General features: G+C 53.4%; 10 protein-coding genes. 5 read left to right on the top strand and 5 right to left on the bottom strand.

What is annotated here, in order from left to right; translation table 11 throughout:
* The first annotated feature begins 140 nt into the window (after positions 1-140).
* The 5 genes from WJU16_RS08205 to WJU16_RS08185 all read left to right on the top strand — a co-directional run bounded on the left by WJU16_RS08205 (position 141) and on the right by WJU16_RS08185 (position 6,973).
* On the top strand, positions 141-719 hold the full coding sequence (locus WJU16_RS08205) for a sigma-70 family RNA polymerase sigma factor (RefSeq protein ID WP_341837837.1): 579 nt from the start codon (positions 141-143) through the stop codon (positions 717-719).
* A gap of 96 nt (positions 720-815) precedes the next feature.
* On the top strand, positions 816-1,754 hold the full coding sequence (locus WJU16_RS08200; RefSeq protein WP_341837836.1) for a FecR domain-containing protein: 939 nt from the start codon (positions 816-818) through the stop codon (positions 1,752-1,754).
* 163 nt (positions 1,755-1,917) lie between these two features.
* Positions 1,918-5,352 (top strand): TonB-dependent receptor domain-containing protein, encoded by a 3,435-nt coding sequence (locus WJU16_RS08195; protein WP_341837835.1) that lies wholly within the window; start codon positions 1,918-1,920, stop codon positions 5,350-5,352.
* Positions 5,353-5,378: 26 nt separating this feature from the next.
* Complete coding sequence (locus WJU16_RS08190; RefSeq protein ID WP_341837834.1) at positions 5,379-6,158, top strand: hypothetical protein; 780 nt, start codon at positions 5,379-5,381, stop codon at positions 6,156-6,158.
* A gap of 11 nt (positions 6,159-6,169) precedes the next feature.
* Positions 6,170-6,973, top strand: coding sequence for a hypothetical protein (locus WJU16_RS08185; RefSeq protein WP_341837833.1), 804 nt, complete (start codon positions 6,170-6,172; stop codon positions 6,971-6,973).
* A 70-nt stretch (positions 6,974-7,043) separates the two neighbouring features.
* On the opposite strand, the gene WJU16_RS08180 is transcribed toward WJU16_RS08185, so the two are convergent.
* From WJU16_RS08180 to WJU16_RS08160, 5 genes are all read right to left on the bottom strand, one after another.
* Positions 7,044-7,259, bottom strand: coding sequence for a hypothetical protein (locus tag WJU16_RS08180; RefSeq protein WP_341837832.1), 216 nt, complete (start codon positions 7,257-7,259; stop codon positions 7,044-7,046).
* A 150-nt stretch (positions 7,260-7,409) separates the two neighbouring features.
* Positions 7,410-7,838: a response regulator gene (locus WJU16_RS08175; protein ID WP_341837831.1), complete on the bottom strand. Its 429-nt coding sequence runs from the start codon at positions 7,836-7,838 to the stop codon at positions 7,410-7,412.
* A 14-nt stretch (positions 7,839-7,852) separates the two neighbouring features.
* The gene (locus tag WJU16_RS08170; protein ID WP_341837830.1) at positions 7,853-12,325 is read right to left on the bottom strand and encodes a chemotaxis protein CheB; all 4,473 of its coding nucleotides are present in this window, start codon (positions 12,323-12,325) and stop codon (positions 7,853-7,855) included.
* Positions 12,322-13,839 carry a GAF domain-containing protein gene (locus WJU16_RS08165; RefSeq protein ID WP_341837829.1) on the bottom strand — a complete coding sequence of 506 codons (1,518 nt, stop codon included), beginning with the start codon at positions 13,837-13,839 and terminating at the stop codon, positions 12,322-12,324. Before WJU16_RS08165 ends, WJU16_RS08170 begins: the two co-directional genes overlap by 4 nt.
* A complete protein-coding gene (locus WJU16_RS08160) occupies positions 13,817-14,413 on the bottom strand; it encodes a biliverdin-producing heme oxygenase (RefSeq protein ID WP_341837828.1) in 597 nt (198 codons plus the stop codon). The genes WJU16_RS08165 and WJU16_RS08160 overlap by 23 nt, the downstream gene beginning before the upstream one ends.
* Positions 14,414-14,525: the final 112 nt, after the last annotated feature.

The raw sequence follows: 14,525 nt of genomic DNA, 5'->3' as shown, positions 1-14,525 counted from the left end.
GTAATCGTTCCAAGGTGCTCGCCCTGCAACTCCAGGGGCCGCAGGCGGCTGAGTTATATGATAATGAAATTTTCGGCGAACAGATCCGCATGTTGGAAAGTCGTGTACTTTTAGGCGGCCTTTTCCAATGTTTTGTTTTTATGCAGACATGCGCGCTTACTGATTTAGATATATGGCAACGTGTCCGCCAGGACGATGGCGCTGCCTTTAAAGTCCTGTTCGACCGGTACTGGGAAAAGCTCTACGTGTACGCCCTCAACCGCCTGCCATCCGAATCCGATGCGCAGGATGTTGTGCAGGATGTAATGATCAGCCTCTGGTCGCGCCGAGCGACCGTCAACATAACCACCACCCTGGCCGCTTATCTCCACGCTGCTGTGCAATATGAAGTGCTGGCCTTCCTCTCCAGGGCCAGTAAATTGGCAGGCAGGAAGGAAGAACTGGAGAAAACCGTCCTGCCTGCCTTCATCTCATTCCTCGATCCCCTTCAGCTGAAGGAATTCCAGTCGCTCGTAGAGGCGGAAGTATCACGACTGCCGGAGAAAATGCAGCAGGTGTACCGCCTCCGGCAGGAAAAAGACCTCTCCGTCAGGGAAATCTCCCGGCTCCTCGACGTCTCCGAACAAACGGTCCGTAACCAGCTGAATGCCAGCTATCACAAACTCCGCAAACATCTCAAAGAAGCCATGCTCACGGCTATTTTCTTCCAGCATTTCTAAGCCATCCATTTTGGTAATGATTTGGTAACATTTGCCGATGGTTGAAATCACCCCTTTCACACGCATATAGGTAGGGACGAAAACCTTCCTTGCCATATGAACATCGAACAATTGGGAGACATCATCGACAGGTACCTCGCTGGTACGGCTACCGATCCGGAAAAATCCTGGGTGGAGCAGTGGCTGCAGCAACGGCCGGAAGACCTCCAATCCCTCGCCCCCGAAACCCAAAACGCGGTACATGACCGCTTGTGGCAGTCCTTCGCCGCGCGCGCCGGTTGGCAGTCCGCCAGGCCCGCGCGGATTTTCCCTGTTTCCAGCAAATGGCTGGCCTATGCGGCAGCCGTGGCAATCCTGATCGCGTGCGCCCTTTGGCTGCGGCCTGCAACCGACCACCTGCCCGTAGTCCAGACTATTTCTGCCCAACCGGGTTCCCACAAGAAAGTAACCCTGCCCGATAGCACCGTGGCCCATCTGTTCCCCGGTGCCACGCTGACCATTCCCGACGATTACAATACCAAAGACCGGCGCATCGCACTAACCGGACGGGTGTTCTTCGAAGTGAAGGCCGATGCTGCCCGGCCATTCCAGGTGACATCGGGAAAGATAGTCACCAAAGTACTGGGCACATCCTTCGAAGTGATGGCGACCGACAGCCTGCATGCCGCCATAACTGTGCGAACGGGTAAAGTTGGCGTGCATTTCGACGGTCGCCCGCTGGCTGAGCTGACGCCCGGCAAACGGCTTAGGCTGCATGTGCAGCGGCAAGACTTCTCTATCGATGACGTGAATGCCGCCATGCTCTGTGAATGGTGGAATAAAGGCATGGTCTTCCACCAGGAGCCGCTGGAAGAGGTAGTGCAGGCATTGTCCGGCTGGTACAACATCCCCATCACCATTACCAACGAAAAATGGAAAACGGAACCCGTCACCATCCGCCTCAGGAACCTTTCTGCCGGGGAAGCGGTCTCGTTACTCTCGCAGACGCTGGGTTTCCGCTATAAAAAGGACCGTAACAACATCATTATTTACTAACCACGCTAAAAGCTATCGAACGCATGCACTGAGAATTACGCCAAAAAGAAACCGGCCTGTGGTAGCAGGCCGGCTCACGCTGCCGGGGTATCTCACCACCCAGGACAGCCATTGTTAAACGTACCGCACCAAAAAGCGAAGCAACATTTAATCACCTAAAGTTATGCAAATCAAGATACATTGTATCGTTGTTTTTATTGCCGGTCTGCTGGCTTCCGGCGGCTCAAGGGCCCAGGATATGGCCCGGCTGATCACGCTGCCCAGGACTGAGCTGAAAGGGAAGGAAGTGATCGCCCTGATCGAAAAGGCGGAGTCCGTTCAGTTTACTTTCGGAAAGGAAGTGAGCGGACGGCTGGAGCAACCCCTGCATTTTAAAAACGGCCATCCTTCCATCAAAGAATTATTGAACACCCTGCAATCTGCGCTGGGTATTACACACAGCGCCAGCGATATGGGCGCTATCATTCTCAAACCGGTTGCCGTTAACGACGCACCGGCGCCGGTTACGCAACGGGCGGACGGCCGCATCTCTGGCAAGGTGATCGACGAATCCAGCGGTGAGGCACTTCCTTTCGTAACCGTTCGCGTGGGGAATAAGGGTACCACCACCAAGGCGGACGGCTCTTTCGTCATTGCCCTGCCGCCCGGGAAGTACGAGGCGGAAATATCTTCCATCGGCTACGGCGCCAAACGCATCACGGATATCGTAGTGAAAGACGGGCAGACCTTCGATCTGAACGTAACGCTGAAAAGGCAGAAAAGTACCCTGAGCGGGGTGGTGGTTACCTCTTCCGCCAGCCGTGAGTCTGTAGCGTCGTTGTACGCCCGGCAGAAAAATGAAGCCGGTATTTCAAACGGTATCAGCCGCGAACAGATCTCCGTGCTGCCCGACAAGCATATCGGCGAAACCCTCAAAAGGATCTCCGGCGTCAGCACCAATGATAACCGCCGCGTCGTGATCCGCGGTATCGCGGAACGGTACAACCTCGCGATGATGGACGGGGCCATCCTGCCCAGTACAGACGTGCAGGTTCGGGATTTCGAGTTTGATATCATTCCCAATAACCTGATCGATAACGTAGTGGTGTCCAAGACCTCCACGCCAGACATGAGCTTCGGCTTCGGCGGCGGTCTCGTCCAGGTAAATACTTTCGCCATCCCTCATCAGAACTTTACCACTATCAGCGTAGGCAGTAAATATATTTCCGGCGTTACCGGGAAAGAATTCCTGGGTTACGGACGCGGTAAGACCGACTACCTCGGATTCGACGATGGCGGCCGTGAACACTTTCCCGACAACATGATCCTGTTCGACGGCAGGAACTACAACCCCAATAATCCCTACGCTACCCCGGAACCCGGTCAGACGCTGATTAAACCGGAGCAGATCGCGGAGCAGAATAAGAGGATTGGTGGACTGGAGCGGATGGGAACCCGCCGCTACAAAGCCGCACCTGGACAGAACTACCAGTTCAGTCTCGGAAGGAGCTACAATATCAAAAATAGCCGCATCGGTTTCGTTGGTTCCATCAGCTACCGGAATGAGCAGTCGATTGATGATATCTCCCATTTTGAAAGGGGGAATTGGGAGAAGCTGAATAACCGTGTATATGACGCTGTTACAGGCGCGGAAATAGATCCGACCTATTCCACCCAGTATAATTTTAATACGACCTGGGGGGCTTTGCTGAATGCGGGCTGGAGTTCCAAAAAACACAAGATCACCGTACGCAACTTTTACTCCCGCGTTTTCAATAACCAGTTCTCCCGGATTGTTGGCTGGGGCAATGAGATCGGTTACGGCGAGCTTCCTGCTATCCGTGAGTATGATCGCCCTAAGTTCATGGATATGTTGCAGAACCGCATCAACGGCGATCATACCTTCGGCAATTTCCGATTCGAATGGAACGTTGCGCGTAACAAGCTGACCAACGTGGAGAAGGATGCGGTGGAAGCCTGGCTGGCACCCATTAAGACCCTGAACGAGACGGTCTACAATGTAGGCCCTTCCGCTATCAACCAACCCGGCACCGGTACCTTTAACCGTGCGCAATACCTGTATGAAGAAACCAACCGTATCGCGGAAGGCGCCCTCAGCTACCAGGCCAAATTGTTGGGACATAAACAGATCGCCAAAGCGGGATTTCAGTATATGCACCGTCAGGGATTTTATGACTGGATGGTGCTCCCGATAGGTGTATTGCCCACATCCAACGGAGTATATGGATTTATGCCAGTACAGGAATGGAATAAGTTCCTGGAGTACAAAGACCCGCTGAATGACCTCCTGTATTACCCCGCTGCTTTCTCACGCAGCGGTTATGAAGGGGAAAATACCAATAAGGCGGTTTACCTCATGCTCGATAACCGCTTCACCGATTGGCTGCGCCTGGTATGGGGTGTGCGTGCCGAATATTATAAATATGAACGCATCCGCAACGGCGCCAACGATCTCCTGATCGAAACGCTGATCAATGAAGGCGCAAAGACCCGGTATGTAGACCCGGAAACCGGGAAGATCGTCAGCGCCTTCGCCGACCCGACCAACGAAGAAACGGCCTGGCGCTACCTGCCTTCTGCCAGCCTGACTGTCACCCCGTTCAGGGATTTCAACATCCGCGGGGCATACGCCCAAAGCGTAGTACGCCCTTCGCTGATCGAAAACTCCCGCATGATCCGCTATGACCCCACGCTGGGGGCCTATCGGATGAACGAAGGCGTACTGTCTACCCTCATCGACCACTATGACCTGCGCCTGGAATGGTATCCCAATCCTGGTGAAGTCATCTCCTTCGGCTATTTCTATAAATACTTTGATAAACCGGTTGAGATCTATCGCGACCAGCCCGATGCCACCGGCAGGGTATATGTTAAAACCAATAACTCCGAATGGGCTAAAGTGCATGGATGGGAATTTGATATCCGCAAAAACTTCGGATTCATCAATCCCGCCTGGAAGTTCCTGCAGGATATCTACCTGAGCGGCAATATAACGATGCAGACTTCGACGGTACAGGCTGCCCAGTTCGGCGGGCAGGGGCTGGCGGACGATAAATATGGTTACAAATATTCCTACCGCACCAAGAAGCTGATGAAGGAAAAACGGCCCCTCTATGGTCAGGTGCCCGTGTTGTATAACATCGCCATGCAATACGCAGGCAAGCGCCTCGGCGCCAACCTGGCGTTCAACCACATGGGCTACAAAACCTTCACCACCGGTTTGTCACCCAATATCGTGGAGTACGAACGCCCCCGCGATCAGCTCGATGCACAGCTGAGCTACGCCTTCCTCAAAAACAGGCAGCTGATGGTGCGCCTCAATATGAGCAATCTTACCAACAGCGCTTACCGCTTTTACATCAACAGCGACGATACCTACAAGTTTCAGGATAAATGGGCCGGCATGGCAACTTCCGCGATCCCCGCCACAGAGTGGAACGATATCTATGAATGGAAATTCGGCTTCTCGCAGAAGTACGAAGCAGGATACCTGGAAAGCGCGGACGGCGGGAAAACCAAACGCAGGATCGGCGACCAGGACACCTTCATCCGTAAAGTGGGTACCTCGTTCAGCCTCTCTATCGGTTACACATTCTGATTTTCCGGACTTACAAACATCAAACCATGAAAACGATCAATTTACGTATTGCATTGCTGGCGTTCCTCGCGTTTTTCGCTTCCGCCTGCAATAAAAGCGATGATTTTCTCTATAATCCCGATATGACGCCCATCAGCTTTTCAGGTTTCAACGGCAGCGGGCAATCGCTACGGGTGCAGGTGGATACCCTGTCCAAAACAATCGAACTCGTTAACGGGAGATTTAATGTTAGTGACGCCTATACTTTCCCTGAAGGGCAGAAAAGCGTGAAGGTGACCGTTCGGGAAGGAACGGGGAAGGTGATCATGGAAAAAGAGCTGAGGAAGGATGATGGTTCCCTGAAAGTCAATTTCTCTTACCTCAATGGTAAAGTCGGGGATATGCCCGAACCGCCCACCTTCGAGGAAGGGAAGATCAAGCTCACCTATATGTGGATGCCCGTTATGACGAAGTACGACGGCCCGGTGGATTTTGCGGTAGGTAAGCTTTACTTTACGCCAAAAGTATTCGAAGAGCTGGCGCGGGTAAAGAATGTAATGCCGGGTGAATTCTGCGAAACGATCACCATCGATCCGTTCCCTACATCCGGACAAACTTACAATGGCCAGCCTACCGCCGTTTTGCTTGTTATCTATATCTATAAGGCCGGTACCAACGAGTTCTATACCGCGGGAACCGGTTATAACTGGAACATTACAACATCCGCACCGAAGCCCAACGCCAACCTGGCCTCCTCCAAACTATATATTATCACTGAAAATCCTTCCGGATCGACGATGACTTTCGTGAAGAACCTGGAATTATAAATATGATTATCATGCAAAAGATCCTTAGAAACAGATTGATCGTTTTACTGCTTGGCTTGATGCCACTGGTATTTCTCGCCTGCGGTAAAGACGAAATGGCCATGGGAAAGGCGATGCAGGTTGTCGTGACAGGTTACAACGGCTCCGGGTATGCGTTGCAAGTGTCGGTGGATACGTCCGTGTATGACGTAACGGTGAGCAACGGAAGCTACATTATAAAGCCGGCTTCTATCCTGCAATTTTATGCCGTTCACCGCTATGATCCTAAACGGAAGGACATGATGTTGGTTATCACGGATACCGTGACGAAGGCCGTTGTTCTCAGCAAGCCGCTTCCTGCTGCCGGCTCAAAAGCACATTTTAATTTCGTGTATATCGATGGAAAGGAGATACCCTCTCAGCCGCCTGTCCCTGATCCGAATACGAACAAGCTGGGTTTTTATGTGCGGTATATGGAAGGGGATGAACCGTTCGATATTTTTCTGTACCGGCTGGATGAGACCACCGGGCAGGAGCACCGCGTTTACTTCGCTAAAAACGTTAAAGCGAATGGGTGGGTATATGGAGATTTCGCGGGATCGGAATGGTTCGCCGACAAGACCATGTACGATAAGGCTTATGTGTGCTTCACCAAAACCGGCACCACGGATCAATGGGCTTTCCGCGACTCCGAAAACCAAAGCCGTCTTTCGGCAGGCGGGATGCTTTTGCCCCTGTTGGCAGAGCGGGGCGTAGTGCAACAATTTTTCGTAACGCCCGGCGAATACGGCCTCGAAGTTTCCAGGATGTTCTTCATTCCGGACAGGGTGAGGTAACGTAATCCCGTTCAGTTTATCCTATGTGCCAGGTCGCCGCAAGGCGGCCTTTTTTATATAGCGGCCGCGCTTACCTGATCATCGCAAGCACCTGCTCCCTTCGCGTCTTCACATCGCCTGCTACTTCGATCATCTTCATATTGAAATCCGGCAGCCAGTCCTGCAGGATATCATCGACCGCGTACCTTAATTCCGCCAGGTGCGTTTCTTCGTTGGTACAGAAATCCTGTTTTTCAATCGGGACATATATCAGCACATCTATCTGTTCCAGCCGCTTCCAGTTCATGGTAGGGCTCGATCACCAGTGCATAACCGGGAAGATGTTCCAGCAAGTCTTCCGCGAGGGTAAATTTCAATTCCAGGTAAGCCGTTCCCCCGGATGGCTATTCGGGAAATGAGCAGGTGGTATCATTGATCGCATAGATAGAAAGCAACGCTACGGTAACTTTTCGTCTACGACAAATTCCGTAACCAGGAGCTCTATCACGTCGTGGAAACCTTCATAGGAATCGGGTTTGGTAATCGTGCGGACGGCCCCCAGCTGGATGCACTCCTTCATCAGCCGGTTATCGTTATATGTCGAAAAGATGACTACGGGGATACCGCTCAGCAGGGGACTGGCTTTAACGTACGCCAGGGCTTCCTGCCCGCTCATCTGTGGCATATTCTGGTCCAGCACGATCAGCGCCGGGAGCTGGCCGCCGCCGCCGGATAGCGTATCCAGCAGCTGGATCATCAGCGAACCATTTTCCACCATTTCGAAATCAAAATCGTGCCGCCCCTGTAACTGTCTGACGATCTCCTCGAAAATCATCCTGTCATCCTCATCATCTTCCGCCAACAATATTTTTCTGAATTTCGTCATGGTTTGCGCTTAGGTTAATCCTGCCGTACAGGTAAAATTATATGGAATGCAGCGCCTTCACCTTTACTTTCTGCCGAGATCAGTCCCTGGTGGTTCTCCACGATCTTTTTGATGATGGCCAGCCCGATGCCGGTCCCTTCATACTGATCTTTTGAGTTGAGGCGCTGGAAGAGGTCAAATATACGGTTTTTGAACTGTTCGTCGAACCCGATCCCATTATCCCGGATCGTTATGGCATACCAGTTTCCTTCGGGGTCAGGAGGGGCAGCAAATGATTTTTCCTGTATCCGGACCGCGGAAACGGAGATAACGGGTTTCCGGTCTGGCGAGCAGAATTTCAGAGAATTGCCCAACAGGTTTTGGAACACCTGCTGCATCTGCGTGCCGTTGGCCATCAGTTTCGGCAGGTTTTTCGTTTCAATGACCGCGCTTTTCTCGCCGATCAGCACCTCGAAATCTTCCTGTACGTCGGCCAAAACAGCTTCCAGGTCCACCCACTCATAACCGCCGGCAGCGGCGGAAAGCTTCGAGAAGTTGAGGATATTGACCATGAGCGATTTCATCCGCACCACGGCGTTCATGATCTTGTTCAGGTAAGTGACAGTGGTTTCCGGCAGGTCTTCCATATGCCGGTCGCGCACCATCTTAGAGAACATATGGATCTTGCGGAGCGGCTCCTGGAGATCATGCGAGGCCACGGAGGCGAAGAGCTGCAGCTCGTTGTTGCTGGCTTCCAGCTGCTCATTGGATTCCTGGAGCTGCCGCGTGCGGTCGATGATCTTCTCCTCCAGGATTTCGTTAATCACCTTTTGCTGGTGGATGTCTACCAGCGTGATCACCCATCCGGGAGCGATATCGCCGCCGGATTTGCGGGATTTCGCCCGCAACAGGTTCCAGTGATAGCCGTCCGCGCCATTGCGCACCCGGATTTCGGTCGTGAAATCCTGCCCGGTAAGGCCGGCTTCCCGCCAATAATTCATCAAAGGCGGCAGGTCCTGCGGATGAACGGCGCTTTTCCATCCTTCCCCGATACTTTCATCGTAACCCATGTCCGTGTACATTTCGAACTGCCGGTTAACGAAATCGAGCACCCCCGGCCGGGTAGACGTCCACACCACCAGCGGCATCGATTCGGCGAGGAATTGCTTTTCCGCGATATTGGTGGCGATGGCCGATTCCGCTTCCTTGAGCGCCGTAAGGTCCATAATGGTCCCGAGCATCCGGTAAGGCACGCCGAACTCATTATGGAGGATATACCCGCGATCCAGCACACTGGCGTAGTGCCCGTCGCTTTTTATCAGCCGGTACTCCCGGCTCCATTGGTTCTTGCCGTCGTTGATGGCTTCGTATATGCTGCCAGACACCATGTTGCGGTCGTCCGGATGGATGAACTGCGTGCTGTCGCGGCGCGACATGTCTTTGCTTTCGTGCCCGAAAAGTTTGCCGAACGCCTCGCTCCACCACATGCGGTCGTCGGTCAGGTTCCAGTCCCACAATGCGTCGTTGGTGGCTTTGGCCACCATCCGGAAGCGTTCTTCGCTGAAGGCGAGCTCCCTGGTGCGGTTGCGCACTTTATCTTCCAGCTCTGCATTGAGCCGGCGGAGGTTTTCCTTGGCTTCGGTGAGCTCCGCGTAGTTCTGGCGGATTTTCTGCAGGGAGCGCTTCTTGTCCGAAATATCGGTGAAGGTGATGACCATCCCGCCCGGCATCCGCACGCCGCTGAGTTCGTACCAGGCCTGCCGGGTATCGATGTACACGTCGCGCTGCAGGATCCGGTCGTCTTTGATCACCTGCAAATATTCCTGCAACAGCTCATCTTTCATTAGTTCGGGAATGGCTTCGCGGAGAGATTCTCCTTCCAGCGTGCTTTTGTTGCCGCCAAACCATTCCCTTGCCGTCCGGTTCAGCGTCGTGATGCTGAAGTCCATGATGTCGCCATGTTCCGACGCTCTTCCTTTCAGCGCCAGGATCGCGCTCTGGCTCGCATTGAATACGCTCCGGATAATATTGTTGAGTTGCGTGATAACGGATATGTCGACAAACGTAATGATAATGCCGGCATGTTTGTTTTCGCGCGTGAGATAAGGCAGGATGCGCATGAGCATGTTCTTGCCCTGCGTGAGCTGCACTTCTTTTTCAACGGTTTCCCGGTTCTGCAGCACATGCATGATATCTTCGATCAGCCTGTCGTATTTGATATTGCTGGAAATATGCGCGATCGGCCGGCCCAGGTCCGATTCGATGATGTTGATCATGCGGGTGGAGGCTGGGTTGAACTTGCGGATGTTCAGCTGCTCGTCCAGGAAAATCTGGGCGATATCGGTGCTGCGGAAGTAATTGTTGAGATCATCGTTCAGCTCCTGCAATTCCCTGATCTTCAACTGGTGCTCGGTATTGAGCGTGTACAACTCTTCGTTGAGCGATTGCAGCTCTTCGTTGGAACTTTGCAGCTCTTCGTTGGACGAGAGCAGCTCCTCGTTGGAGCTTTGCAGTTCTTCATTGACGGTTTCCAGTTCTTCCACCGCTTCCTGCAGGTTATTCCTCACTTCGTTCAATTCACTTTCCAGTTCATGGATATAGCCCTGGTCTACATGCCCGGTTGGGGGGATCGCCGGTAGAAGCAACGATGGCGCGGGGCTCCGGAGTATCGTCACCAGCGTCATATCCGGTATGTTGGATAATGGGTGGATGGAAACCTGCAAAAGGCTGGTGGCCCCGTCGCGCTCCAACGGCACGTTGTGCAGCGTTTCCGGTTTGTTGTTGCGCCATGCCTGGCGGATGGCTTTGTCGATCGCCATGCCCGTTGCCGCAGGGAGCATCCTTACCAGGTTGAGGTTGAGGATCTTTTTAGGCAGCGCCAGCATCTGTTCATAATTGCCGATCGTTTCCCGGATTTCGAAGTTGCGGTCGATGTAGCAGGCCACGAATCCCAGGTCTTCCGTCAGCACCCGGCGGGTGTCTGTCCAGATCGCCGCCTGGCTTTTCGACTCAAATGCCTGGCGCGCCGATCCTGATTTTTCGTAATTCCCTTTGTGGGGAGCCAGGTAAGTATCTGCCAGGCTGATCCGTGGCCGGATATCCAGTTCTTTACGGAGGATTTTCCATTTAGTGCTGATATACGAAAGAATGCCCTTGGCCAGCGGAGGGTTTTCGCTGGGCCCCAGGAACAGGATGCCGCTTTTGTTCAATGCGAACTGCAACAGGTTGTACACCCTGTCCTGCAACACGGGATTCATGTAAATGAGCATGTTCCTGCAAGAAACGAGGTCGTTTTTGATGAAAGGCGGATCCCGCGTGATGTCGTGCCTGGCGAAAACGATCTGTTTCCGGATGCGGGGAATGACGGTATATTGTTTCCCGCGGTAGGTGAAATATTTTTCCAACACGTCCCTGGGAACGTCGTTGGCGATGGTGGCAGGATAGGTGCCCGCGAATGCGATTTCCAGGTTGGATGCATCGATGTCGGATGCGAAAATCTTAACCTCCACGCTTTTTCCCATTCTTTCCAGCACCATATCTAGTAAGATGGCGATGGAATACGCTTCTTCTCCCGTACTGCATGCGGAAACCCAAACCTTGAGGGGTTCTTCGCGTTGCCGGGCGGTGAGCAGCGCCGGCAACGCTTTCGTTTCCAGCACGGCGAACGCGTCTTTATCCCGGAAAAAACGGGTGACGCTGATCAGGAAATCATGGGCCAGGGCCTTGCTTTCCTCCGGATTCTTCTGCAGGAATGCCAGGTATTCGACGGGGTCCTGCAGTTCGTGCTGCTGCATCCTTTTGGAGATGCGGCGGAGGATAGTTGGTGTTTTATAATAATGAAAGTGCTGTCCTTCCGAGGCTGCAATCACCCGGAAGATTTCGTTCAGCGTTTTTTCGTCGGGCTCGCCGGGGAAAGGCCTGATTTCACCGGTGCTGGAAATGGATTCTATGATGGATACCGCCAGCTCGGCGGGCGTGCCAGTCATATCGGCATTCCCGGAGGCGATGGCGCTGTTGGGCATACCGTCGAACCGCGCCGATGACGGCTCCTGCACGAAAACGGCGCCGCCGTTTTCTTTGATGCTGGCAATGCCCCTGGTCCCATCCGTTCCCGTTCCGGAAAGGATGACGGCCATCGCCAGCTGCTTCCGGTCGTCGGCCAGCGAATGCAGGAAAACGTCGATCGCATTGTTGGGCGACTTGTCATGCGCCTTGTCCGATAACTGAAGCCGGCCCCTGGCGATCCGGATTTGCTTGGTGTTGGGGATAACGTAGATGCATTCCTTTTGCACCGGCTGGTCGTGCGATGCCTCCACCACCTGCATATGGGTATGCCGCGCCACCAGTTCCACCAGCAGGCTGCGGAAATCGGGCGAAAGGTGCTGGATGATGACAAACGAAATGTTCTCAGCATGGGGCATGTTGTCGAAGAATTCCTGGATGGCTTCCAGTCCTCCGGCAGATGCGCCAATCGCTACTACGTAATGCTGAGGTTTGCCTATAGTCATATGTCACGGTTATCTTGCGTGGGGGATAAGAATGCGAAGATGAAGCTCCGCAGGTTTTCGGCGGCCTGGATTTCTTCGGGGCGCCAGGGGCTGGAGTATCCTTTCACATGCTCCTGCCACAGCTTGAAGGAGTGCCGCGGGTGATAGATCTGCGGGTCCTTGTCAAAAAATATCCTTTCTTCCGGATTACCGCCCCAACGCGTGGTTTGAATATGCTCGTTCCGGAAAAGGAGGATGTACTCGTCCTGCTGCGCCTGGATGGGGATCGCCAGCAGTCCGCTGGCGATCTCCGCGAGCGAAGCGGAAATCTCATACGCCGCGGCCAGGGAATCGGTATGGAAAACGCGCCGGCCGTCTTTCAGGTGCAGCCACAGCGTAAGATCCTCGATCTCGGATTTTGACGGCACCGTTCCCCAAAAACGCACTTCCCGGTTCATGATCACGGCCATGCCCGTGGCTTGCAGCATGTTCATGAGGATGGGCGCGCCATCGCCGGCGGCCAAACCGTCCGACAGCTTATCGTTTTTATAAATATTGGCGATCACCTGCGTATAACAGTTGTTCAGCCGGGAATTGTAGTCGAAATAGCCTTGCAGCTGCAAGGTGTTGATCCGCGCCGAAATAATTGTGGATAATAATTCCAATTTGGTACACAGCTGGTGGTCGATCACGCGGGCGGTTCGATGGTGGCAGGCGATCAGGCCCCAGAGCTCGCCGTTGATCATCAGCCTGACCGACATCGAAGCGCCGACCTTCATATTCTTCAGGTATTCCACATGCACCGCCGCAACGGCCCGCACGTTGCAATCCGACATATCCAGGAAGGCATGCGTCACGGGGTTGATGACCGGGTACAGCTTCACCGGCTCGAAGTCGCGGTCGGGGATGAAGCGGTATGGATTATTTTTATAGATATCCCTGGCGGGCTTGGGAATGTCGGAAGCGGGAAAGGTGAATCTGAGATAAGCTTCCATTTCTTCCTCCCTGGCTTCTGCCATCACATGCCCGTTCCAGTCTTTGTCGAAGGCGTAAATCATGACCTTGTCGAAACCGCTGACTTTTTTCAGTTCGTCCGCCGCCACGGTGCAAACGCTTTGTACATCGTTAGCGGTATCGATCCGGTGGATGGTTTCCCGCATATCGCGGAAGTGCTCCATGAAGGTGGCGCCTTCGCGGGCGGCGATGCCGGTTTCTATTTCCAGGAGGATCAGTTCTGGTTGGAAGTGCGCGATCACGTAATGCCCGTCCCAATTCGTCGTGAATCGCTGTCCGCCATTATTCTCGCGCAAGCCGGCGATCTGTTCCGCGAACGCTTCGCTAGTCAGTTCCTGGAGGGAGATATCTATTAACTCCCGCGCGTTTTTTCCGAAGATGACGTCCACGTTCTCGCTGACCTGCCGGATCACGAGCTGGTGGTCCAGCACCACGAGTACGGCGTACGTCTGAACGGTATTGATGATATGGATAGGAATGTTCCCGCAGAACTCCGAATCATATTTGGAATATTGGCTCATATGCGATCGCCCAATCTTTAAATGTCAGGAAAGTATTTTTGGCGGCTTCGGCGGCTGGCTGGCGGTCATTTTCCCCCAGGGTGTCGAGATATTCGCGGAATTTTTTCCACATTTCCCCTGTAGCTGCACCGTAACCGTTAAAGAAGGAAAACCCCTCCTCCGCCTGCATCCGCAATTGGCCGCTGATCATGCCTGCAATAATTATTCCACCCAAAGTAGACCCTTCGAGTACGTATGCCGCCCCAAGCGCGGCGGCGCGTCCGGAAATAGGAGGGACTTCCGGTCGGAGGCCCGTCTCCGGGAGCACGCCCCCCAGCGCTTTAATGTCTTCCAGGATGGACGCGGCTTTCCTGCGTGAAAGAGCGTCGGGGATATCCAGCCAGGGCGCCATGGCGGATTCCAACGCGTGGTAGTAATAATAAAACAATCCTAAAAGGCGGATGTAATCTGTAGTACTGCGAACCTGTTTCATCCTCCGCACCAATAATTTTTCCAGCGCCTGGTGTTCGATGTGGGTGTAACTTTTTAAATAAGCGGAAATACCCGGTTGCCGGGACGGGTCTGTTTCTTTCATTTGAATCTTTGGGAATTTCTACTAAGATACATAAAATCATGCCGTTGTGAATGAAATGCGCACAACCGGAACGCCGCAAGCCCGGTTTTTGTATCTTTAAAAAACACCGAAA

This window comes from Chitinophaga pollutisoli (assembly GCF_038396755.1).
GTDB lineage: Bacteria > Bacteroidota > Bacteroidia > Chitinophagales > Chitinophagaceae > Chitinophaga > Chitinophaga pollutisoli.
The sequence above is the reverse complement of the archived record's forward strand: the minus strand, read 5'-3'. Positions and strand labels throughout refer to the sequence as shown.

Excerpts from the sequence above, each read along its gene's own strand:
- WJU16_RS08170 (WP_341837830.1), bottom strand. The coding sequence starts at position 12,325 with ATGACTATAGGCAAACCTCAGCATTACGTAGTAGCGATTGGCGCATCT.
- WJU16_RS08160 (WP_341837828.1), bottom strand. The coding sequence starts at position 14,413 with ATGAAAGAAACAGACCCGTCCCGGCAACCGGGTATTTCCGCTTATTTA.
- WJU16_RS08205 (WP_341837837.1), top strand. The coding sequence starts at position 141 with ATGCAGACATGCGCGCTTACTGATTTAGATATATGGCAACGTGTCCGC.
- WJU16_RS08180 (WP_341837832.1), bottom strand. The coding sequence starts at position 7,259 with ATGAACTGGAAGCGGCTGGAACAGATAGATGTGCTGATATATGTCCCG.
- WJU16_RS08165 (WP_341837829.1), bottom strand. The coding sequence starts at position 13,839 with ATGAGCCAATATTCCAAATATGATTCGGAGTTCTGCGGGAACATTCCT.
- WJU16_RS08190 (WP_341837834.1), top strand. The coding sequence starts at position 5,379 with ATGAAAACGATCAATTTACGTATTGCATTGCTGGCGTTCCTCGCGTTT.
- WJU16_RS08200 (WP_341837836.1), top strand. The coding sequence starts at position 816 with ATGAACATCGAACAATTGGGAGACATCATCGACAGGTACCTCGCTGGT.
- WJU16_RS08195 (WP_341837835.1), top strand. The coding sequence starts at position 1,918 with ATGCAAATCAAGATACATTGTATCGTTGTTTTTATTGCCGGTCTGCTG.
- WJU16_RS08185 (WP_341837833.1), top strand. The coding sequence starts at position 6,170 with ATGCAAAAGATCCTTAGAAACAGATTGATCGTTTTACTGCTTGGCTTG.
- WJU16_RS08175 (WP_341837831.1), bottom strand. The coding sequence starts at position 7,838 with ATGACGAAATTCAGAAAAATATTGTTGGCGGAAGATGATGAGGATGAC.